Below are 23205 nucleotides of genomic sequence, written 5' to 3' on the forward strand. Positions count from 1 at the left end.
AAACCTGAAAGACCTATACCCACAGAACTATAAAAATAATCTTCAGGAATCAAACCTGTAGTTGGTCGGGCGGATACGTGCTCACATCAGTATAGCCGTCAACTCAATCGTCGTATTTAACAATTTTGAAATGGGGCAGATGGCCTTCGCCTTTTCGGCAATCTCACCAAATTCCGATTCGGAAATCCCCTCAACCGTTCCTTTCAAATCCAGCTGTATGGATGTGATGCTTCCATCTTCAAACGTCACTTTAGCCTCCGTGTGGAGGTGACCGGGCGTGTACCCTTTCTCACTGAGTAAAAAACTGAGTTGCATGGTAAAACACCCCGCATGCGCTGCTCCGATCAACTCTTCAGGGTTCGTCCCTACCCCGTCTTCGAACCGCGTCTTGTAGGAATAAGCGGTTTTGTCCAATACGGTGCTTTGCGTGCTGACGGTACCACTGCCATCTTTTCCGGTACCCTTCCAATGGGCACTTGCCTTTCTGGTAAATTTCATCGTTATCGTGTTTATACGTTATAAGTTATTCAGAAAACACCCAATGCCATGAATTGTTTATAAATTCGCAAGATGGACAGGTTGATCTATTTCGACAACAATGCAACCACGCCGTTGGACCCCAACGTACTGAACGCGATGATGCCGTATTTTACCACCCATTTTGCTAATGCGTCAAGCCTCACGCACCGTGCGGGCCGCTTGGCGGCGGCAGCGGTAGACGGCGCGCGCGAACAGGTTGCTGCGCTTGTCGGTGCATCGGCTAGGGAAATCACGTTTACCTCGGGCGCCACGGAAGCCATCAACATGGCCATCAAAGGTGTCTTCGAACACTACCACCGCAAAGGCAAACACATCATCAGCTGCCGCACCGAACACAAAGCGGTATTGGACACCCTCGCCTATCTTGAAAAAAAAGGTGCCGAGGTTACCTATCTGCCCACCGACAGCGACGGCCGCATCGATTTAGACGCATTGGATTCGGCCATCCGTCCGGATACGATTTTGTTGGCACTCATGTATGCCAACAATGAAACCGGCATAATCCATCCCATAGCCCGTATCGCCGAACTTTCCGATAAACACCAAACCTTATTTTTCTGCGATGCCACCCAGGCGATTGGAAAAGTGGGGGTCGACGTCAGCGGCACAGGGCCCGACTTGCTCTGCCTGAGCGCCCATAAGCTCTACGGTCCGAAGGGTATCGGTGCGCTATATATCCGCCGCCGTAGCAAACGTATACAGACCGGGGCATTATTGCACGGTGGCGGGCAGGAAAACAAACTCCGTGCTGGCACACTGAATGTACCCGGTATCGTGGGATTGGGGAAAGCGGCCGAAATAGCCCGGCAGCAACTTACCGAAGAGGCACCGCGCCTTACCGCACTACGCGACACATTGGAAACGGCACTGCGCAAACTACCGGCTACCGCGATAAACGGACAAGGCGCACCGCGGCTACCGCACGTGAGCAATATTACGTTCAGGCACCTCCGGGCTGATCAAATCATGTTCAGCGTGCCGGATATTGCCCTGGCTTCCGGCTCGGCGTGCGTGAGTGGCACACGCGATCCATCCCACGTATTGATGGCCATGGGGCTTTCAGCACCCGACGCCCATGCGTCGTTGCGGTTCAGCCTAGGCCGGTTCAATACCGAAGCGGAAGTAAACGCCGCCATCGGGAAGCTCACCACGGTGGTGAACCAGTTACGGGCTTCCTCGCCCATCTGGCAACTGCACGAGGCCGGGCTGGTGGAATAACGCTCGTATTTAGGTACGAATCTTGTTGAAGCTATTTTTATTTTTTACGTATTGGCTACTGACAACCACATCTTAATCATCGGTGCTTTCGATCGCTTCAACTACGGCGACCTCCTGTTTCCGCTCGTCATTGAAGCGCAACTGGCTACATACGGACACGCTTTCGATGTCCGTTACTTCGGTATCATCGAAAGCGACCTCAATGCGTTGGGGGGCAAACCCACCGACGATATACAGGCATTCTACCGGGCCTGCCGGGAAAGCACGGGGCATACCAGCGTCATCGTCGCTGGCGGCGAGGCGGTGGCGGTTACATGGAGCTCCCTGCTATTGGCATTGAGCAGCATGTTTAAGCGCACACATCGCTTCCATCACCACCTGAACAAGATCGTTGACCTCAATGCATTCGCCAAACGGAAACTACACGGACAGACCGAACTGCCCTTTGTCTTCACCGCGTCGGACTTCGCTGGCGTTGACCGGGTAATTTTCAACTCACTGGGAGGTTCGGAAATCGATCCGGCCACCTTCGACCGATTTGGTTCGCTCCGCGACAAGCTGCGCGGGGTCGACTATTTTGCCGTGCGCGACCAAGCCACGCAACGTAACCTCGCCGAGCAGGGTGTCGACACGCACTTGTACCCCGATTCGGCCATCCTCATGTCCAACTTTTATCCTACGGCGCAGCTTGCCGAGCGGGTATCTCAACAGGTAGCCGAATACGTTGCCCAAAACCGGCACCGTTACCTGTTCTTCCAGGTGAAGAACAACCACGCCAAAGCAAACGAACAGCTCATCGCCCGGCAACTGGATGCCATTGCTACCCAAACAGGCCTCCACCTGTGCCTCTGCCCCATCGGTAAAGCGCTGAACCATGACGACCACCTCGCCCTGCAACGCATTGCCCCTTTACTGGCACATCCCAATACCTTATTTGATGAAGTGACCATCTGGGATATCATGTACCTTATCGCCAACGCCGGTGTTTACGCGGGCACCAGCCTGCATGGGGCTATTACGGCCATGAGCTATGCCGTGCCTTATGTGGGTATCGCGGTACCAAAGCTACATAGTTACCTCACCACCTGGGGCGTGGATGGAATAAACCGCACCGTACCTTTAAGGGAAATACATGAAGGGGTCGACCGGGCGCTGGCCGCCGACCGCACGGCACTGGAACGCTCACGTAACCGACAGATAGAAGCCGCTCAGGCTTCGTTTTCATATATCCAACAATTGGTTTTTTCTTAACAAGCACGGCGTGAATAGACACATCCTAACACCTGAAGTACAGCGCTATTTAAGGGAGCACGAGCAAAGCGACCCGGCAACGGTGGCCTTGCAGAAAAGTCCGTTTCCGACGGTCTCACCAGCCGAACTGGCGCAGCAACTGGATAGCCGCCAGCGTTGCCGTAAAAAGTTGCCGATATGGTATGACACGCCGGGCATCTACTATCCCGAAAAGCTGTCCATCGAGCAAGCATCCTCGCAGGTTACGGCAACCCACAAAGCCGGCATCGTACCCAAGGGATCGCGGGTTATTGACCTCACCGGCGGCTTCGGCGTCGATAGCCTCTTCTTCGCGCAACGGGCAGCGGCAGTTACCCATTGCGAAACCAATGCCGGCCTTTCCGAAATCGCTGGTCACAACGCATCCGTACTGGGGGTGACGAATGGCACGTTCATGGCCACGGATGGGCTCCGGCACGTGCAAAACGTGCCGGAAGATACGTTTGATGTGGCTTACATCGATCCGTCGCGCCGTGTGGCGCAGCGCAAGGTGTTCCGGCTGGAAGACTGCGTGCCCGATGTGGTTGCCAACCAGCACGAACTACTCCGAAAAGTACCGCAACTGATTGTTAAATCCGCGCCCTTGCTGGATATCACGGCCGCCCTGCAGGTCCTGGAACATGTAAGCGCGGTGCATATCATCAGTACCGGCAATGAATGCAAGGAACTCCTGTTTGTCATGGACCGCGCACATAGCGGCGAACCGCAGCTCGTGGCCACCGCGTTGACAGCGGATACGGTCGCGTGGTTTGCGTTCATGCCTGCTGAAGAGCAAACGGCAACCCCCACATTCGGCGCGCCCGCCGGATACCTCCATGAGCCCGATGCCGCCCTGCTCAAATCGGGCGCCTTCAAATTGATAAGCACGCGCTACGGATTGCACAAACTCCACCGCCACACCCACCTCTATACCGCAAACGAACCGGACGATGATTTCATGGGGAAAATTTTCCGGATAACGGACGTGATGAGCTACGGTGATTTTAAGAAATCGAAAGTCCGGTGGCAGGGAAACGTGAGCACACGGAATTTTCCGCTCAAAGCAGAAACCCTCCGCAAGCGCCACCGCATCAGCGAAGACGGGAGCCGCCAGTTATTCTTCTGTACGGGCCCCAACGATGAGCTGTTGGTCATCTTTGCATCAAAATGCTGAGTAGGGTTTGCCCGTGATACCGTTATTGCGGTACTTTGTAACCATGCACAAACAAGTCAAGCTCTCTGCACTCGACCTTTCGGTTATCATCGAAGGTGGCGATGCCACTTCAGCCATTGCCCGCACGGTCGAAGCGGCCCGATACACGGAACAACTCGGCTATGCCCGCCTCTGGCTCGCCGAGCACCACAACATGGAAAACATTGCCAGCTCGGCCACGTCGGTGCTGATTGGCCATGTGGCCGGAAAAACAAGCAGTATCCGTGTGGGCTCGGGCGGCATCATGCTGCCCAACCACGCGCCATTGGCCATTGCCGAGCAGTTTGGCACACTCGAATCGCTCTATCCGGGCCGTATCGATCTCGGATTGGGCCGCGCACCTGGTACCGACCAATTGACTGCCGCCGCGCTACGGCGTAACAACCTCGGCACAGCCTACCACTTCCCTTCCGATATCCGTGAACTCCAGCTGTATTTCAGCGACGACAACATCGATGGCCGCGTACGGGCATTCCCGGCTGAAGGCCTAGACATCCCCATCTGGATACTGGGATCGAGTACAGACAGCGCCTATCTGGCCGCAGAACTGGGATTGCCGTATGCATTTGCTTCCCATTTTGCGCCGGCCCAGCTGCACCGCGCGATCGCCATCTACCGGCAACATTTCAAGCCTTCGGCCCAACTGGATAAGCCTTATGTACTGGCCTGTATCAATGTGATCGCTGCCGATACCGACGACGAAGCCCACGTATTAGCCACCAGCATGTACCGTATGTTCCTCGGTATCGTTACGAACACCCGCCGGCCCCTGCAACCGCCCGTACCGTCCATGGACCCTTACTGGTCGCCAGAAGTGGAGGCCGCGGTAAAACAAATGACGGCATGCACCTTCATCGGCGGGCCAGAGAGCCTGTCACAGCAGCTTACCACCTTCCTTGAGGAGACCGGCGCCGACGAACTGATGACCACGGGAAATATCTATGATCAGGGCGCGCGGCTGAAGTCATACCGCATCCTAAACGAGGTCGTTAGGGGGAATTAGCTTATCTTTGCACCAAACAATAACGAAAACCATGGGATATTGCAGCCTCGCCGAATGCATCAATGATTTGGAGCACCACGGACACCTCATCCGTATCAAACAGGAGGTAGACCCATACCTGGAAATGGCGGCCATCCACATGCGTGTATACGATGCACAGGGCCCCGCCGTGCTGTTTGAAAACGTCAAAGGAAGTCCCTTCCCGGCGGTATCCAATCTATTTGGCACGTTGGATCGCTCACGGTTCATGTTCAGGGATACGCTGGATAAAATCAAGGTGTTGGTAGACGTCAAGTCGGACCCTATGCAGGCGCTGAAAAACCCATTCCGCTATGCGAACGTCGCTACGACAGCATGGTCTGCCCTTCCCTGGAAAACGCAAAGGAACGCCCCTATTTTACACAGCACCACACGCATCAGCCAGTTACCTCAAATTGTCAATTGGCCGATGGATGGCGGCCCCTTCGTTACCATGCCGCAAGTGTATACCGAAGACGTGACCAAACCGGGTGCCATGCATGCCAACCTGGGCATGTACCGCATCCAACTGGGAGGCAACGACTATACACCGGATACCGAGATAGGGCTCCATTACCAGCTGCACCGTGGCATCGGCATACACCAAACGAAAGCCAACGAACTAGGCCAACCGCTGAAAGTAAGCATCTTCGTAGGAGGTCCGCCTGCCCATGCCTTGGCAGCCGTGATGCCGCTGCCGGAGGGGCTATCCGAGCTGACCTTTGCAGGCGCACTGGGTAACCGGCGCTTCCGGTACTTTTATGATGCGGAGGGATTCTGTATCTCTGCCGATGCCGATTTCGTGATCACCGGAACGGTCTATCCGCAGGAAAACAAACCGGAGGGCCCCTTCGGCGACCACCTGGGCTACTATAGCTTGGTGCACCCTTTTCCGTTGATGCGCGTGCACAACGTGTACCATCGCAAAGACCCCATCTGGTCATTCACCGTGGTGGGGCGGCCGCCGCAGGAGGATACGAGTTTCGGTGCACTGATACACGAAATCACGGGGTCGGCCATTCCGCAGGAAATAAACGGCCTCCACGCCGTCCATGCCGTGGATGCGGCGGGTGTACACCCCCTGCTGTTTGCCATCGGCAGCGAGCGCTACACGCCCTACGTGGAAACGCAACGCCCACAGGAAATTCTCACCATCGCCAACCAGATACTGGGCAAGAACCAGCTGAGTCTGGCCAAATACCTGTTTATCTCGGCATACCAGGATAACCCGCAACTGGACATCCACGATGTCACGGCGTTCTTAACCCATGTTTTCGAACGGATTGATTTGGAGCGCGACCTCCACTTCCACACGCAGACAACCATTGATACACTAGATTATTCTGGCGATGGCCTAAATGCCGGCTCCAAGGTTGTCTTTGCGGCAGTGGGTAGTAAAAAACGTGAGTTGGCCACCGAATTGCCCGGTGGTTTTACTTTGCCACAGCCTTTCCAGGTTTGCAAACTAGCGTTGCCGGGTGTGGTGGCCGTAGAGGCGCCTGCATATACCGACGAAGCGACGGAAAGCAGCCGGATCGAAACCTGGTGCCGCGAGGTCCACGATGCCGATTTCGCCGGCATACAACTCCTCGTGCTGTGCGATGATGCGGCGTTCACCGCCGCCAACCCCGATAATTTCGTGTGGGTCTCCTTTACGCGAAGCAATCCATCGCATGACATCCACGGCGTGGGCAGTTTTACCCGGCATAAACACTGGCGGTGCCGCGGGCCGTTGATCATCGACGCACGCAAAAAGCCGCACCACGCTCCCGAGCTCATCAAAGACGCCGAAACGGAAAAGCGCGTGGAGGCATTGGGGGCGCAAGGCGGGCCGCTGCACGGTATTATATAAAAAAGCCATCTCGCTTTAAACGAGATGGACTTTCAATCATATTAACACATTAAATCAAAAAATCAGCCTTTGTAACGGAACCACTTGACCAGTTCCTTGTAACTGGCTTTCTTGCCATACATCAAAATACCCACCCGGTAGATACGGCCCGCCACCCAGGTGGTAAGGATAAAGCCGCCCACCAGCAGCGCAAAAGACAACGCGATTTCCCATATGGGCACGCCAAACGGCACACGGACCAGCATGGCTATGGGCGAAGTGAAAGGTATCATGCTCAACCAAAAGGCCAATGGGCCGTGGGGGTCATTTACCAGTACGCCGAACGACAGGATATAGGTAAACAGCAGCGGTATGGTAATGGGAAGCATAAATTGCTGCGTTTCCGTTTCACTATCCACAGCCGAACCCACAGCGGCAAACAACGCACTGTAAAGCAGGTAGCCACCAAAAAAATAAAGTAAAAAGGTGGTGATGATGGTCTGGAAATCGACTTTGGCCAACTCCTGCGTTACCTTGCCTACCATGCCCGTTTCGGATCCGGACGCCGAGACAGCAACGCCGCCCTCCTGTAGTTGTTCCACCTGTGCTTCCATTCCGCTGCCACCCATCATCCCTGTTCCCGCAATGCTCATCAATGCCGTTGAGAGCACGATCCACAGGATAAACTGGGTAAGCCCCACCAACCCGATACCAATGATTTTTCCCATCATCAATTGGAAAGGTTTCACCGATGAGATCACCACTTCTACAATACGGCTACTCTTTTCTTCAATGATGCCCCGCATCACTTGGGCGCCGTAGAGGAAAAGGCAAATATAAACCAAGATAGATAGCGCCATGGCAATTCCCATGGCTGCACCGGCACTGCTGTCTTTCTCGCCCTCATCCGTGATTTCCTTCGCAGAAAGGCTCACATGCGGACTAATACTTTCAACGGTGGCCCGGTCGATCCCGGCTTCGGCATACGCCTTGTCGCGAAGTACCTCTTCCAACTGATCGGTCACATCGCCCTGCACACCAAAGCTGGCCGTCTCTTTTGAGAAAAGCTCCACCCGTGACGACGTTGCCACGTCCGGTGGGATAACCAGGAGGAATGTTTTGCCCTCTTCGGTGAGTATACGTTCCTTTTCGGCAGCGATATCGCCCTCCTTTTCCAAAAACGTAGTGCTCTTCGTATTTTCAACCTTCCCTGCAAAAAGGCCGCTTTGGTCGATCATGTAGACCGTCGCCTCGTTATTCTCGAAGCTCTTGGCGGTAAGATATATGGTAAGGGCATAGATCCCGATGAGAAACAGCGGCACGAGGAAAGTCACCAACAAAAAAGACTTCTTCTTTACCCGGCTGAGGTACTCGCGTTTGATGATCAGTAATATCTTATTCATGATAGGGTTTCGTTTATGGTTGTTTTGGTTTTGGCCGTGACTTGCTGCACAAAAATATCATGGATACTTGGGACTACCTCCTTGAGCTCATGGATGTGTACCAATGGGATCAAATGCACCAGTACATCATTGATGGTTTTACCGTCGGCAATCTGCAGGGTGAGCGTGGTATGGTCGGCCGTCGTTTCCTGGCCCACGATCGTAAACAGGCCTTCAACATCGGAAAGCGTCTCTTCCTGATGCAGGTATTCTACCCGGTAGGTATTTGTGCGATAGGTATTCCTGATTTCCTTTACCTTGCCATCCAGAATTTTTTTCGATTTGTTGATGAGTACAATGCTATCGCATAATTCTTCGACCGATTCCATCCGGTGGGTAGAGAAAATGATGGTTGCTCCATTGCGGTTCAGGGCGAGGATTTCCTCTTTGATAATGTTCACATTCACCGGGTCAAATCCCGTAAACGGTTCGTCAAGGATAATCAGATCGGGCTGGTGCACCACCGTGGCTACGAATTGCACCTTTTGCTGCATGCCTTTGCTGAGGTCTTCCACTTTTTTGTGCCACCAACTCTGCATCTCCATTTTCTCGAACCAGTGCTTTATGCGATCGGTAGCGTCGCTCTTCGAGAGTCCTTTCAGTTGGGCGAGGTAAAGCATCTGCTCCCCGATCTCCATTTTTTTGTAAAGGCCCCGCTCTTCGGGCAGGTAACCGATCCGGCTGATGTGATTGGGGTTAAGCCGCTCGCCATCAAAGTAAACCGCCCCCCCGTCGGGGGCCGTGATTTGGTTAATGATACGGATGAGCGACGTTTTCCCGGCGCCATTTGGGCCCAAAAGGCCGAATATACTCCCCTGCTCTACGCGCGTGGACACATCGTCCAGTGCGCGGTGGTTAGCATATTGTTTGACAATATTTTTGATCTCCAGCATCGTGTGTTGTCGTGGTTTTGCACGTATGACGCACGTACGCTGGGATTGTTACAGCCCCGGCACGGATTTTGGCTATCAATTCAACAACTCATCAAACAGCAGCGAAACATAGTACATACCGCCAACCGACGGATTGCCCCAACTGGTGGTATATAGTCTATTGCCGATATTGGTGCCGCCCAATTTCACAATGGATTTGATGGCAGGAACCTTCTTGCTTACCTGCGCGTCGAAAGTGGAGTAAGCAGGGATCATGGAATGCCTGCCGATATTGACGGCCGGCGTACCAATTGAGCCATTCCACAGGAACTCGCTTTGGTGGCGGAATGTGAGGCCAAAGCCCCAGCCCGACCGGTTGATGTCGCGATTGGAAAACCCGACGTTGAACCGATATTTCGGCGAGTTGAAAAACGTGATAAAGGCAGGGTCTTGCTCCTGCAACTCATCGTCGTTGAGCAATACGTTCTGCGTTACATTTCCGGTGAGCGTATAACCCCTTCCGATCACGTAATCCAACCCGATGCCCCAGCCCGAGTTCTTAAGCACCTGCGGTGCATTCACCGGCATACTGTATACGTTACGCCGTGTCGGGTCGCCCAAATCGGCAAGGGATCCGTTCGGGTCTTTCAATTGCACCAACACCGCAATCCCTTCGAACGTAAGGAATCGGTTGTAGTAATAGAAAAGGTCGATAAAGAACCGGTTATCGATCACACTCTTATAGCCCAACTCGTAAGTTTCCACCTTCTCCGGCTCCCAATCCTTGAATTGGTACGGGGTGATGTTGCCACTTTGCACGTCCGAGAGTGCATACACCGGGTTGGTGACCATGTTGTACCGGTCGCGGAACAGTGGCAGGCCGCCAACGAGCCGTGCTTGCGGTGTCAACAGGTCGATGTACTGGTTTTGCGTAGTCGGTATACGGAAACCCCGTTGGAATGAGGCCCTGAAATTGTGGTTGTCCGCAACGGTAAGCACCCCCGATATACGGGGGCTAAACTGCCCTTTGAAGTTCTCGTTCTTATCATAGCGCAAGGAGGCTGTCAGTTTGAAAACATCGTTGAAATTCCGGCCGGCCTGCACATATGCCCCCCACTCGCGGATGTTGAACTCCTCGTCGTTATCATCGCGGGCAAAGAGTGTCCCTTCCGAATTGAGGTCGTACACCCGGTAGTTTGCACCCGCAATCAGTTCCACGATGGCCGGATCGATTTGCTGCTTGAAATTGAACATGCCTTCGGCGTGGTACATATTGGAACGGTCCAGGAAATTGGCTCCGGCGGGAATGGCCCGCGTTTTGATATCGGCCATGGTTGCCTCAAATTCCTCCCCGCTGGGCAGGAATAGGGCATTGGCCGTTTGCAGTGCCGGTGCCATGGCATCGTCCATCCACCCGCCCCGATTGGCGCCCGCATAGGCGTTGGCAGCATTCTGGGCGATACCCACCGCCGTGCCATGGTCGGCCCCACCCTGCGTGGCCTGCTGGTAGGCCATCAAAAAGGCACCTGCATATTGGGTGTAAGCATTTCCCACGAATGTGGGTGCACCCGCACCAATAGCCGTTTGCAGGTACCGTTGGCTCATGAGGCTACCCAGCACACCGAGCGCATGGGCGTCGCCCGAATTTTCCCTCGTCGTGTATCCCCGTACGAAAAAATTGTCGCCGCGCAACTCGGCCTTATATTGGCCCATGGTGAAATTCTGGATATTGTAGCGATCGGCGGCAGTATATACGGTAGAGCCCTTACCCCAATTGGCTTGCAATATCGCCTCGACTTGATCGTTGACCCGATAATGCAGGGAAGCATTGAGCTTCAAACTTTTGGTCGGGTAGTCGGTCAATTGCTGTTCGGAATAACCCGGCGCAGCCTGGTAATACTGGGGCACCATGTTCTGGAAGATGTCGCGCGCTACGGCAACCTGCTGCAAGGGGTCGCCCCCCGCGATGAACTGCGGCAGCGTGGCGTTGCCAATTTGGGGGATCTGCGTACTGTATATCGCGCCCAGTGCCGCAGACGACCCGTTGGAACCATCGCCCGGCATGCCATTGGCATACAGTATATCATACAGGTTCGCACCTACATCGCCATACCAGTTAACGCCGTCATACGTGGCGTTGCCCTGAGTATTGCCCGTGTTGTTTTCGAGGTTGGTATTATTGGTGAAACTTTGGTCGCGGTAGTCCGTTGCCTGCCAATCATCGGCCTTGAGGTAGGCGATATTGGCCTTGAAAGCGAACTTATCATTGAACGCCTTCGCGAAACGCACGGCTACATCGTAAAATGCCGTATTTGCTTGCGTACGGTTGGAGGCACTCATCAATCCCGTTTTCACATAGGCACTCAACCCCTGGTAGGTAAAGGGTGATTTGCTATTCATCAACAACAGCCCGTTAATGGCATTGGGGCCATATAACGCCGATGCCGCGCCCGGCAGGAGCTCCACGCTTTCCACATCCAACTCAGACATACCTACCACATTCCCCACCGCGAAATTGAGGCCCGGGGCCTGGTTGTCCATGCCGTCCATGAGCTGCACCAGCCGCGTATTGCCATTGGAACCGAATCCCCGCGTATTGACCGACCGGAAGGTCAGCGATTGGGTGCTCATCTCAACGCCCTTCAGGTTCTGCAGCGCGTCATAGAAACTGGGCTGCGGGCTTTCCCTGATACCCAATACATTCAGCTTTTCGATGGAAACCGGCGATTGCATCACGCTTTCCTCTATCCGTGAGGCCGATACTACGACCTCCGAGGCCATGATGGTTTGCTCCTGCAGGGCAATGGATATCGCCGCCGATTCGGTTACCGTTACCTCCTGTGGTGCGTAACCGATGGATGATACCTGCAATGTGAGCGGCAATTGGTCGTTTACCCGCAGGGTAAACTGACCGGCATCGTTCGTCGTTGTACCGACGACCTTTCCTTTCACCTGGATACTTACCCCAACCAATGGCCGGCCCGTGGCGTCGGCAACCGCTCCTGAGAGGGTGGTCTGTGCAAAAGCAGGTAAGAAAAACAACTGGAGCGCGAATAGTGAGACGTACCATCCAAAGCGCCTAAGGGTCATCATGTGTGCCATAGCGTTCTTAGTTACAATTGGGTTACTACAATGATACAAAATATTTCACAATGTGCCATTTAGGCAATTAACATTTTTTAACACTTTGCTTGATTAAACTTTTGGGTACGGGAACACTCTCATCAATAGAAACCGGTCATACAAGGCAACCGGAAAAATAAAGGTGACAACTATTAATAAAGGGAGGACAATATGAGAAATGCAGCATTCATTACGCTTTTGATTTCAGGCATAGCCTTTTCGGCGGTAGCACAGGAACGGGCACCACGGGTATCAAAAAGTGCCGAGGAAATCGCGCAGATGCGCACCGACCGGTTGACAGAACAGCTGAGCCTGACCGAAAACCAACAGCAAGCGGTTTATGCATTGAGCTTGGAAAATGCCAAAAAGATGCAAGCCACCCACGAGGAGCGCGCAGCACGCTTGGCAGAAATGCAGAAAGCAAAGGCCGCCAAGATGGACGAACAGCGTGCGGAGATGAAAGCCTCGCAAGAGCGCTTGAACGAAATCCTCACCAGCGAACAACAAGCGTTGCTCAAGCAACAACAGGCGGAGCGCGCCGCGAAAATGAAGTCGATGCGTGAAACGCACAAAGATGGCAAGTACAAGGGGGGGCGCTCGGGAAAGAGCAAGCACGGCTTCCACAAATCCCACAAGAAAACAGACAGCGCCCGGACAACGGTGCCCGAAGAAACGAAGTAGAAGTTCATATTTTTGGTTAAGTTTGATGATGAGCGCCCATTCCGCCTTTTGGCGGATGGGCGTTTTTTTTGCTATGTTTCCTCTGTAAAATAGTTCTCAATGGCAGAGGAGAGATCGATAACCGCGTAAGCGCTCATGAGCACCAATGAAAGCGGGACGAGGCGAATAAACTTGCTTCTATAGTCAAGTTTATCTAAGTTTGTCCGGAACCAATTGAGTCACTATGCAACGGATCAGCGTCATCGGATCGGGCACCATGGGCAATGGCATTGCCCACACCTTTGCACAACATGGGTTTGAAGTCGCTTTGGTCGACATCAACGCCGCTGCGCTAGCGAGTGCACGAGCGACCATAGCGAGCAACCTGGACCGCCAGATCAAAAAAGAAACCCTCACGGAGACCGACAAGCAACTTATCCTCAACCGTATCACTACGTATACCGACCTGGCGGCGGGGGTGCGAAACGCCGACCTGGTGGTGGAAGCGGCTACGGAAAACGAGCAGGTGAAACGTTCTTTATTCGAACAGCTTGACAAGCAATGTGCCGCGCACACCATCCTTGCGAGCAATACCTCATCCATCTCGATCACCAAAATAGCAGCTGCTACGCAACGCCCGGAAAAAGTGATTGGTATGCATTTCATGAACCCCGTGCCCGTAATGAAATTGGTGGAGGTAGTCAAAGGGCATTCCACATCAACTGACACAACAGCTGAAATAACAGCACTTGCCATACAATTGGATAAAATTCCCGTAGAGGTAAACGATTACCCCGGATTTGTGGCTAACCGCATCCTGATGCCCATGATCAACGAAGCGGTCTACTCGGTTTACGAGGGAGTTGCCGACGTGGAAGCGATAGACAACGTAATGAAACTAGGCATGGCACATCCGATGGGGCCGTTGCAATTGGCCGACTTCATTGGCTTGGACGTATGCCTGGCCATACTGCGGGTGCTGTACGAAGGTTTTGGGAATCCGAAATATGCACCGTGTCCTTTGCTGGTCAATATGGTTACGGCCGGCAAATTAGGACGGAAATCGGGGCAGGGCTTTTATACGTATTGAACTGATATACGTATGGAACCAGCAGCCACATTACTCCAATCCACTCACGCCACCGGACACCACCAATTTCATGGCGTCTGTTGCACTCATGGCAAGGGGTTTCACTCGCGCTGACTTAACAACAACCACTTGTCCGGCAAATGAATAAGAATAAGGAAAATAAACAACCACTTCATCTTCCAACCCAATTTTACTTAAATCACGTTGGGTAAGAAAACCTACCTTTTTCAATCCTGTTTCGTTCACTTCCACCAAGACAGGCTCGTTGAATTTTTTCGCGTCGCCCACAAATGCCTCTGTAAAATCCTTGATGGAAGAATACAGTGTATTGAACAGCGGAATCCGATTGATTAGGTCGTTGAACCAATTGTATATCGGTGCAGTGACCACATTGGTGAATATCATCCCTACAATCACCAGCCCGATGATGACCGTCAGTATCCCCAGTCCGGGGACGTACAGCGGCCTTCCGGACTCGTCTTCCCAAAACCAGCTGCTTAGGTTGAGCGCCGAGTCGATGCTTGCTACGATCCATACGATCAGAAACAATGCGCCAGCAAGCGGCAGCACCACCAGGGTGCCCTTAATGAGGTAATTAAAAAATAAGCGTACCGTTCTATTTTTCATCTCTCTAAATTTGCTTTTTTTCGGTGATGAAGCTATCGGATTTTTCAACAGTATTCTGAAAAATCATGATGGTTTCATGTGTTAGTCGTTTGTCTAGTATCTCAAATCTCACATCTCATAATAATAAATCCGTTTGACGCGCTGCGATATGCCGGTGAGCAATTCATAAGGGATGGTGCCGATTGCTGCTGCTTGTTCCTCCATATCGTCGAACACCACCACCTCGTCGCCTACTTGGGCATGGATACCGGTTAGGTCCAGCATGGTCATATCCATGCATATATCTCCCACCGTCGGGGCTTTGGCTCCATTCACCACCATATACCCCACCCCGTTGCCAAACCGCCGGTCGTAGCCGTCGGCGTAACCGATGTTGACCGTTGCGATAAGGCTGCTTTCCGTTACACGGCCACGCCGGCCATACCCTACGCTGTCGCCTGCCGGCACCTGCCGTAGTTGCGTAATGACCGTTTTCAATGAGCCCGTTTGCTGCAATTGCAACCGGTTTCCACCCAAATCGCCTACCCCGTATAAACCGATTCCCAGTCGCACCATATCCAGGTGTGCCTGCGGCCATCGCTGGATACCGGCCGTATTGGCAATGTGGCGGAGCACCGGATATCCCAGTGCGGCCGTGAGCTCGTCGGCAAATACATGGAAAGCAGCCAGTTGGCCGGCAGTGAACGCGTCGTGCTTTGCGTCGCCGGCCGCGGCCAGGTGCGAAAATACCGATTTCACCTTCACCCCTGCGGCATTTTGCAATAGCTGTGCCAACGGTGCCGCATCCCCTTCCGAAAAGCCCAACCGATGCATCCCGGTGTCTACCTTGATGTGGATGGGGTGGTCGGTGATGCCCCGCGATACCAGCATACCCAGCAGCTCTTCCAGGATGTCAAAACTGTATATTTCGGGCTCCAGCTGATGCTCCAGCAGGGCGCCGAAAGACGCCGGTCGCGGATTCATCACCATAATCGGCATCCATATACCCGCCTTCCGTAGTTCCACCCCCTCATCGGCATACGCTACGGCGAGGTAGTCTACCCGGTTAAACTGCAGCAGGCTCGCGATTTCGAAGTCGCCGCTGCCGTAAGAGAACGCTTTCACCATCGCCATCAATTTGACCTTCTTAGGAAGCAACGACCGGTATTGGTTCAGGTTGTGTTCCACAGCGCTCAGATTGATTGCCAGCACCGTATCGTGTACCTTGGCCGTGAGTGCCGTACTGATCCGTTCGAACGCGAAGCGCCGCGCTCCTTTCAACAGAATGGTCTCATGCTGAAACTCCAACGTAGGCAACGCCGCTAGCAGCGTATCGGTGTTGGCAAAGGATTCGTGTGGCATCCCGTTGTAGGTACCTGCGAGTTTTTGCAAGGCGGGTCCCACCGTAATCAAACGATTGATACCGCTATCTTCCAACAACTTAAATAAATTTTTATAAACATCACCTTTATGCTCGGACTCCCCCGGCAAGTCAGAAAGGATAAGCGTCCGCATGGGATGCCGATGCTGTTGCTTCAGGAAATCGAGTGCGATAGACAACGATGCGAGGTCGTTGCTATAGCTATCATCTATTACCGTACAATGGTTGATGCCTTTCTTCATTTCGAGGCGCATCTCCACCGGTTGCAGCAGTGCCATCCGCTCCCGGATCACCGTTTGCCGGTAACCCATCGCCAACAGCACCGCCCAGCAGCAAAGTGCATTGGCCCGTGCCGCGGCATCGGTAAAGGGGATGTTGATAGCGACATCCTCCCCTTGATAATGTGCCCGGATTGTACATTGGGCATCATCGGCCGCTTCAAAACCAAGTACCATCAACGTTGCCCCGTGCCTACCCCAGGTAACGTGTGTACCATCGGAGGGTACGGGTACATCGGCAATGGCATCAGGCGAATATACCGCCAGGCGCGCACCATGGAACAGCTGGAGCTTTTCGCGTACTTTCTCCTGGCGCGAGGCGAAACCATCGTCGTGCGCCGGACCTATGGTAGTGAGTACGGCTATATCGGGCTGGATCATCCGGTGCAGTGCCTCCATCTCTCCCAGCCGGCTCACCCCCGCTTCAATAATGGCCAGCTCGTGGCCGGCACCCATCTGCCACAACGAAAGGGCCACGCCAATCTGCGAGTTGTAGCTCTTGGGGCTTCGAGCTATCCGATAATCCGGAGCCAGCAACTGCATCAGCCATTCTTTCACGATGGTTTTGCCATTGCTGCCCGTAATGCCGATCACTGGGTAGGCAAACCGGGCCCGGTGGCTTGCCGCTAGCTCTTGGAGCGCCCGGATCGTGTCGGCCACCACGATGAAATTGGCTTCAGCAAACAATTCTCGGTCGGCCCACCCATCCATGACCACAAAGTTCCTGACACCGGCATCATACGCGTCACCGATATACCGATGCCCATCCCGCCGGTCTACCAACGCAAAGAAAAGCCCTTGCGCCACATCGGCCAGCCGCCGGCTATCGTATAGCAATGTTGTGACGGTGGCCGTCTCATCGACCAGCGAAACACCCACCGTTTGCATCATGTCCGAAACCTGCCGGATGGTATAAGATTGCGTGTGAACAGCCATGCCACGAATTTCAACATTTTTTGGGTACTGCGGGAATTTTTTGCCATTTTGGTGGTATGGACGATTTATCTGACCAAAGCCGCGGAAAACTGATGCCACAGCAGGCCAAAAGCAAGGCAGAAGCCTATTGTGCTTACCAGGAGCGCTCACAACAAGAAGTACGCGACAAACTTTATCATTGGGGGCTGCACCGCACAGATGTGGAACAACTTATCGCTACGCTCATTGCAGATGGTTTCTTAAATGAGGAGCGGTTTGCACGCGCTTATGCATCGGGCAAATTCCGTATGAATGGCTGGGGCAGGCATAAAATAAAACAGGGGCTCGTTCAGAAAGCTGTCTCCGCCCCCCTTATCCGGACTGCATTGGCCAGTCTGGACGAACGGGAATACCACGACAAACTGATGGGCCTACTAGAGGCCAAGGCCCGCCAGGAGAAGGAAAAACACCCCTATAAGCGGAGAAACAAGCTGGTTCGCTATGCGCTGGGCAAGGGATACGAAAGCGAGCTCATCCTCGAGTTATTGAATGACAATGACTTGTGATTTTTTCCAAAAATTATTTGACAGAAGCCGAAAACTCCACTATATTTGCATCCACAAACAGCAAGCGAAAGTAGCTCAGTTGGTAGAGCGCAACCTTGCCAAGGTTGAGGTCGCGAGTTCGAACCTCGTCTTTCGCTCCAAAAAGAACCCTTTCTATCATTGGTAGGAAGGGTTTTTTACGTTCATAACAACCTTCCATACGCATAAGGATTCAAATTATTCCCTTAAAAACATACGGCGATTTCAAAATAAGTTCGTAGTATTGACCCTTAAACGAACTATTTAAAAACATCACAGTACTTTAAACATGAAAAATTCGAAAAATTGGTTAACTGTTGCTTTCGCGGTCGTATTCCTGGCTGCATGCGGGTCCGGACAAAAAAATGAAGACGGACAAGATTCCACGGCCGCCACCGATCCTGCGGCTGGAAACGATGGCTGGGTATCGCTATTCGACGGGCAAACCACCAACGGCTGGCATACCTATCTACGCGACACGGTTTCCGCAGCCTGGACAGCGAGCAACGGCGAGCTACGCTTCAACCCCGATGTACCCCGCGAGCAACGCGGCGACATTGTAACCGACGGCGAATATGAAAACTACGAATTGGAGCTGGAGTGGCAGATCTCATCGGGTGGCAACAGTGGCATCATTTTCAGTGTCCATGAAGTCCCTGAATTCGGCGCTACCTATCAAACAGGCATCGAGATGCAGGTACTCGATAACATCGATGCGGGCGACAACAAGATCGAAAACCACCTCGCCGGCACGCTGTATGATTTGATCGGAAGCACCGAAGTATCGCAGCCAAAACCGGTAGGCGAATGGAACCAAGCGCGTATCCGCAAAAACAACGGCCAAATCACGCTTTGGCTCAACGACGTGCAAACCGCTGACGTAACCATCGGCACACCGGAGTGGGAGCAGGTTCTTAATGCTAGCAAGTTTAAAGATTGGGAAGGGTTTGCCAAATATCCGAAAGGGAAGATTGCCCTGCAGGACCATGGCGACGTGGTTGCTTACCGCAACATCCGGATCAAGGAATTGTAGCAGCAGCCGATTAACCGCCAATAAAAAAATCCCCGGGTGTTTTTCCACCCGGGGATTTTTTTATTGGTCAAAGACAATTTTGGACGGGCTGTTAGTCCAACCCTACGGTCCAGCCTTTGGCCCATTCAGGCACATCAATACCTGCTCCGGCACCGGTAGCAGCCGCATTTTCGGTAAATACCGCATTTACGTCAGCGCTACTGCCATCGGTTTTCTTGCCCTTGGCTTTCGTACCTACATTGACAAACCGCACACCAATCGCTTTCAATGAACCGTCGCCTACAAATGAGATGCCTTCGTCGTGCTCTACATCAAATCCGGTAGCCCAGTTGGCCAGCACCACATTTTCAAAGCTAGCCTTGGTGCCTACCCGCAATTTCATGGCCTGCGGCTCGGGGCTGCCTGCGTCGCCGTTCCCGATCAAGGTCAGGTTTTTGATGGTGGGGTTAGAAACCGGCGTAGCGGCGTGGTTGTTGCTGTTATTGTCTGCTTCGATACCACGGTTACCATTGTTCGTACGGATACCGTACCAGTTCTCGCCGTTACCGTTCCATCCCTCTGTCCAATCAAACAGGTCGTCACCCACTTCAGCCGCATAATTGGTAACAATCAGGTTCTTCGCGTCTACTGTACCGCCAAACCACTCAAAACCATCGTCCGAGCCTTCGTGTACCTGAATGTTCTCAATGACGGTGCCTTTACCTACACCGAAAAGCGACAGGCCGTTAAACTCCTTTTCACTGTTATATGCAAAACCGGAATACTCGATACGGAGGTATTTAACGGAACCCGAATTGTCATTCGCGTTTGAGCCGCCGTAGTCCAAATCACCTACTTCCGACTTGGCCGTTGCACCCTTATTGATAGGGGCTGCGCCGCAAAGCACCAAACCACCCCATGCACCCGGTGTCTGTTTCGCTGAGGTGAACACCACGGGGCTGCTTGCCGTACCCTGCACGTCGATCTGGGCACCGCGTGATACCCCGATAAAACGCACTTGCGAATGCTGATCTGACGCTACCTCGGTTGCCTCCACCGTTACGCCGGCCTTGACCACCAATTTAGCACCTTCTTTCACTACCAATGCACCGGTCAGCTTATAGGTTCCCGACTCAAGGACCACTTCCCCAGTCTTGATCTCTCCTTTCAGGTCGTTGCGATCAACCACGAACTCATCGCCGGGTTCGGGTTCCGGGTTCTCATCATCGCTACAAGAGGTAACAACTACGGCGCCCATAAGAGCGGCAACACCCATCATCCATCTAAACGTCTTTTTCATTTCCATGTTCATTCATTTTAATTTTAACACAAAGTTGTATATTAATGGTAACCTGACCGTTAACCGTATATGATTAAATTGTTAACCGTCGCCATTGAGAGAATCAGAACTGATAATTCAATCCCAGTGTAAAGAACCGCCCCTTTTTATAAGTGAATACAGGTACATGGCCACTTGCGTTCTCCTGCACCCGGCGGTATTCCGGATCGAGGATATTCCGGACCAGCAAGTCAACCCCGATGCGCCGACTGATTTTGCTCCTGACAATGAAATCAAGCGTACCTACCCCATGATCCACCAAGTTGCCTTTTTGCTCGTTGCCCAGGGCATAAATCTTATCCGAAAAATACGAATAGGCAACCGTTGCCATCACGTTACCGTCTTGGTGCCACCGCTTCGAATACGTAAGGTCCGCATTCACCAGGAGGTCGGAGGCCCCCGCGAAACTCGAACGGGTATGGGTAGGCCGCACATCGAACGCCGTTTCCCGCTGCACCTTCTCTAAGTCGATTTTCTGGTCGGTATTCATGTAAGCAACATTCAAACCGGCCGAAAACAGGTTGCGGTCACGGTCCCAGCGAAGAATATCTTTCTTCAATTCCAGTTCGACACCCATCACCGTACCTACTTCGCCGATATTGACATAAGAGATATCATTGGCCGTTGCCGCCACGTTGATTTCGTTGATTGGATTTTGGATGTATTTACCGAATGCGGCCAGCGACACCAATTCAGACGACGAAGGGAAAAGTTCCCACTTGAGGTCGAGGTTGTAGTTGTCTGAAGGGTATACGTACGGGTTACCTTGCCGGGGCACCGTACCATCGTCATATACAAACGGTGCCCGCTCCTTGAATTGGGGCAGTGTATACGTCTTGCTGGCCCCCAGGCGGAGGTTCTGCTTTTCGTTCAATTCGTATTTCAGGTTCAGACTGGGCAGGAAGGGGCTTTTTGTCAGCCTATTACTATTCCCGGGGTCGAATTGGGTAATCCATTCGACATGCTGGCGGATAAATTCGTACCGTACCCCAACGACGGAAGTGAGCCGATCAGTCAAATCGTACTCCAAGCTGGCAAAACCTGCGTGGATCTGTTGCTCGCCTTGGTAGGTTTGCGGCGATTCACCGAAAAACGAACCGATGCTGAAGCGACCGCTTTCGAAACCTTCCTGGTTGTAAAAAGCATCTAAATTATTGGGATCTACGATCGACATCCGGTCGGTGATATCAAAATTGAATTGTATCGATTCGAAATCACGCTTTTTTATGCGGCCTTGGTACCCTACCCGGAGTATACCTTGCGGCTGGTCCCCGTGGCCCAGCTTATAACTGCCGTTTAGGTTAACCGCATACTCCTTTTCATCCAGCCGTTGGTTAAATCGGTTATTATCCGTATCGGCATTATTCGTATTCACATAGCCCTGTCCATCAATTAGCCGCAACGTATTCTGCACCCGATCGGGCATGGCGTAGCTAACACTGTTTGCCGATACTCCCCAATCCACCTCAATCCGGTCGCTCAACTGGTGCGTGCCCAACAGTTGATTGACAAACAACCGGTTCTGTGCGTACGATCCCAGTCGGCGTAGACCAGTACCCCCTTCGGTGATATCCCGAAAATACCCGTCGTAGTTATCATTCCACTGATCGCTGCTGTTAACGAACAAGAAGTTATATGAAAATTTATGCGTTGGATTAAGTAGGTACCCCACATTGAACAATCCGGTGGTATTGGTTTTGTAACCAAACCGTTCCTGCTCCGCCCACCGTATCCGGGCCCCTTGGGCACTGACGTCGCGGTTGATTCCCTCACGGTACTCAAACCCGTTCCCGAAACTTGCCGTGCCAAAGAAGTTGAGCCTTCCTTCACTACCCACATTAAACGACTTTCCGCCCAGTAGCCGCACATCCGCGGGATACGGACTACGCGATACCGGATTCGCACTGTTGGTGAAGTGGAACCCACTCAACGGATTCTGCGGAATAGAATACTCATCGAACCCCCATTTGCTGCCACCGGGAAGCAACAGGAAGTTATCCGCACGCGAAACAGCGTTGGTATTCAACGTGGTAGATACCGACACTTCGAGCATGCCGTTGCCGGAGTAGTTTTTCGAATAGATATCGATATTGCCCCCGCCAAAATCGCCGAACATCTTGCTATTGTAGAGCTTGTCGACCGCCACGAACTCAATGATGTCCGTAGAAAATAGATCCAGTGCAATATTCTTCAATTCAGGATCGTTGGACGGCAGGGGAAGTCCATTGAACGAGGTGGTAACATACCGGTCTCCGAGTCCGCGGATATATACCTGGGTGCCGCCTTCTTCCTTGGAAATCCCCGACATCTTTGCCACGGCTGCCGAAGCGTCGCTGACGCCCACCCGCGATAGTTCCTGCGCGCCGATACGCTGGATCACCAAACTAGCTTTCTTCTGTTCAGCCAGTAGGGCGATGTCGCTCCCCCGACGCCGGGTGGTGGTTACCACCACTTCGTCCATCAGTTCTCCCGATGCTTCCAGGCTGATGTCCAAAACCGTTTCCGCGCCGTCTTTAACGGCAACGTCTTCAACCCGGATGGTGGCATACCCGATGTAACTTACCTGTAATACGTACTGGCCGGACTGGATACCGGAGAGCAAAAAGCTCCCCTGTTGATCCGAAATGGTACCATAGGTGGTCCCTACAAGGCTCACGGATGCACCGATGACGGTCTCGCCGGTAGCGGCGTCCTTGATCGACCCTTTGACCATCCCCTTCGGAACTTGCGCGTTCGCGCCCACAACAGCCAAAAGAAGGCCGATGAGCATTAACAATGTGTTGTTTTTTCTATTTTGCATGGTTTGACTAA

General features: G+C 52.9%; 17 protein-coding genes and 1 tRNA gene. 10 read left to right on the forward strand and 8 right to left on the reverse strand.

All coding sequences use genetic code 11. The annotated features are described in order from the left end of the window. Positions 1-81: 81 nt before the first annotated feature. Complete coding sequence (locus ACEVG1_RS10355) at positions 82-498, reverse strand: OsmC family protein (protein ID WP_374743590.1); 417 nt, start codon at positions 496-498, stop codon at positions 82-84. 72 nt (positions 499-570) lie between these two features. On the opposite strand from ACEVG1_RS10355, the gene ACEVG1_RS10360 reads away from it, so the two are divergent. From ACEVG1_RS10360 to ACEVG1_RS10380, 5 genes are read left to right on the forward strand one after another with little or no spacing between them, the layout of a single operon-like run. Then, positions 571-1758, forward strand: coding sequence for a cysteine desulfurase family protein (locus tag ACEVG1_RS10360; RefSeq protein ID WP_374743591.1), 1188 nt, complete (start codon positions 571-573; stop codon positions 1756-1758). 51 nt (positions 1759-1809) lie between these two features. Then, positions 1810-3009, forward strand: coding sequence for a polysaccharide pyruvyl transferase family protein (locus ACEVG1_RS10365; protein WP_374743592.1), 1200 nt, complete (start codon positions 1810-1812; stop codon positions 3007-3009). 10 nt (positions 3010-3019) lie between these two features. Next, the gene (locus ACEVG1_RS10370) at positions 3020-4201 is read left to right on the forward strand and encodes a hypothetical protein (protein ID WP_374743593.1); all 1182 of its coding nucleotides are present in this window, start codon (positions 3020-3022) and stop codon (positions 4199-4201) included. 43 nt (positions 4202-4244) lie between these two features. Then, positions 4245-5243 (forward strand): LLM class flavin-dependent oxidoreductase, encoded by a 999-nt coding sequence (locus ACEVG1_RS10375; protein WP_374743594.1) that lies wholly within the window; start codon positions 4245-4247, stop codon positions 5241-5243. Positions 5244-5274: 31 nt separating this feature from the next. After that, the gene (locus ACEVG1_RS10380) at positions 5275-7113 is read left to right on the forward strand and encodes a UbiD family decarboxylase (protein WP_374743595.1); all 1839 of its coding nucleotides are present in this window, start codon (positions 5275-5277) and stop codon (positions 7111-7113) included. 62 nt (positions 7114-7175) lie between these two features. Here ACEVG1_RS10380 and ACEVG1_RS10385 read toward each other — a convergent pair whose 3' ends face one another. The 3 genes from ACEVG1_RS10385 to ACEVG1_RS10395 form a co-directional block, all read right to left on the reverse strand. Beyond that, positions 7176-8495: an ABC transporter permease gene (locus ACEVG1_RS10385; RefSeq protein WP_374743596.1), complete on the reverse strand. Its 1320-nt coding sequence runs from the start codon at positions 8493-8495 to the stop codon at positions 7176-7178. Beyond that, entirely contained in the window at positions 8492-9427 is a 936-nt protein-coding gene (locus tag ACEVG1_RS10390; protein WP_374743597.1) for an ABC transporter ATP-binding protein, read from the reverse strand. The genes ACEVG1_RS10385 and ACEVG1_RS10390 overlap by 4 nt, the downstream gene beginning before the upstream one ends. A gap of 75 nt (positions 9428-9502) precedes the next feature. Continuing rightward, a complete protein-coding gene (locus tag ACEVG1_RS10395; RefSeq protein WP_374743598.1) occupies positions 9503-12499 on the reverse strand; it encodes a TonB-dependent receptor domain-containing protein in 2997 nt (998 codons plus the stop codon). Between the two features lie 201 nt (positions 12500-12700). Here ACEVG1_RS10395 and ACEVG1_RS10400 point away from each other — a divergent pair, with 201 nt between their 5' ends. Next, a complete protein-coding gene (locus ACEVG1_RS10400) occupies positions 12701-13210 on the forward strand; it encodes a hypothetical protein (protein WP_374743599.1) in 510 nt (169 codons plus the stop codon). Between the two features lie 223 nt (positions 13211-13433). After that, positions 13434-14279, forward strand: coding sequence for a 3-hydroxybutyryl-CoA dehydrogenase (locus ACEVG1_RS10405; RefSeq protein WP_374743600.1), 846 nt, complete (start codon positions 13434-13436; stop codon positions 14277-14279). 30 nt (positions 14280-14309) lie between these two features. Here ACEVG1_RS10405 and ACEVG1_RS10410 read toward each other — a convergent pair whose 3' ends face one another. Beyond that, positions 14310-14906 carry a DUF502 domain-containing protein gene (locus ACEVG1_RS10410; protein WP_374743601.1) on the reverse strand — a complete coding sequence of 199 codons (597 nt, stop codon included), beginning with the start codon at positions 14904-14906 and terminating at the stop codon, positions 14310-14312. A gap of 108 nt (positions 14907-15014) precedes the next feature. Continuing rightward, the gene (locus tag ACEVG1_RS10415) at positions 15015-17480 is read right to left on the reverse strand and encodes a bifunctional UDP-N-acetylmuramoyl-tripeptide:D-alanyl-D-alanine ligase/alanine racemase (RefSeq protein ID WP_374743602.1); all 2466 of its coding nucleotides are present in this window, start codon (positions 17478-17480) and stop codon (positions 15015-15017) included. Positions 17481-17536: 56 nt separating this feature from the next. Between ACEVG1_RS10415 and ACEVG1_RS10420 the strand changes: the two genes are divergently transcribed. The 3 genes from ACEVG1_RS10420 to ACEVG1_RS10430 all read left to right on the forward strand — a co-directional run bounded on the left by ACEVG1_RS10420 (position 17537) and on the right by ACEVG1_RS10430 (position 19076). Then, on the forward strand, positions 17537-18025 hold the full coding sequence (locus ACEVG1_RS10420; protein WP_374743603.1) for a regulatory protein RecX: 489 nt from the start codon (positions 17537-17539) through the stop codon (positions 18023-18025). 64 nt (positions 18026-18089) lie between these two features. Beyond that, a tRNA-Gly gene (locus ACEVG1_RS10425) sits at positions 18090-18165 on the forward strand. A 167-nt stretch (positions 18166-18332) separates the two neighbouring features. After that, positions 18333-19076, forward strand: a complete 744-nt coding sequence (locus ACEVG1_RS10430) for a family 16 glycoside hydrolase (RefSeq protein ID WP_374743604.1) — start codon at positions 18333-18335, stop codon at positions 19074-19076. Positions 19077-19167: 91 nt separating this feature from the next. Here the strand turns inward: ACEVG1_RS10430 and ACEVG1_RS10435 are convergent, their stop codons facing one another. Continuing rightward, complete coding sequence (locus ACEVG1_RS10435) at positions 19168-20355, reverse strand: hypothetical protein (protein WP_374743605.1); 1188 nt, start codon at positions 20353-20355, stop codon at positions 19168-19170. A 103-nt stretch (positions 20356-20458) separates the two neighbouring features. Then, positions 20459-23194 carry a TonB-dependent receptor domain-containing protein gene (locus tag ACEVG1_RS10440; RefSeq protein WP_374743606.1) on the reverse strand — a complete coding sequence of 912 codons (2736 nt, stop codon included), beginning with the start codon at positions 23192-23194 and terminating at the stop codon, positions 20459-20461. Positions 23195-23205: the final 11 nt, after the last annotated feature.

Origin of the sequence: Parapedobacter sp. 2B3 (genome assembly GCF_041925275.1) — a bacterium.
GTDB lineage: Bacteria > Bacteroidota > Bacteroidia > Sphingobacteriales > Sphingobacteriaceae > Parapedobacter > Parapedobacter pyrenivorans_A.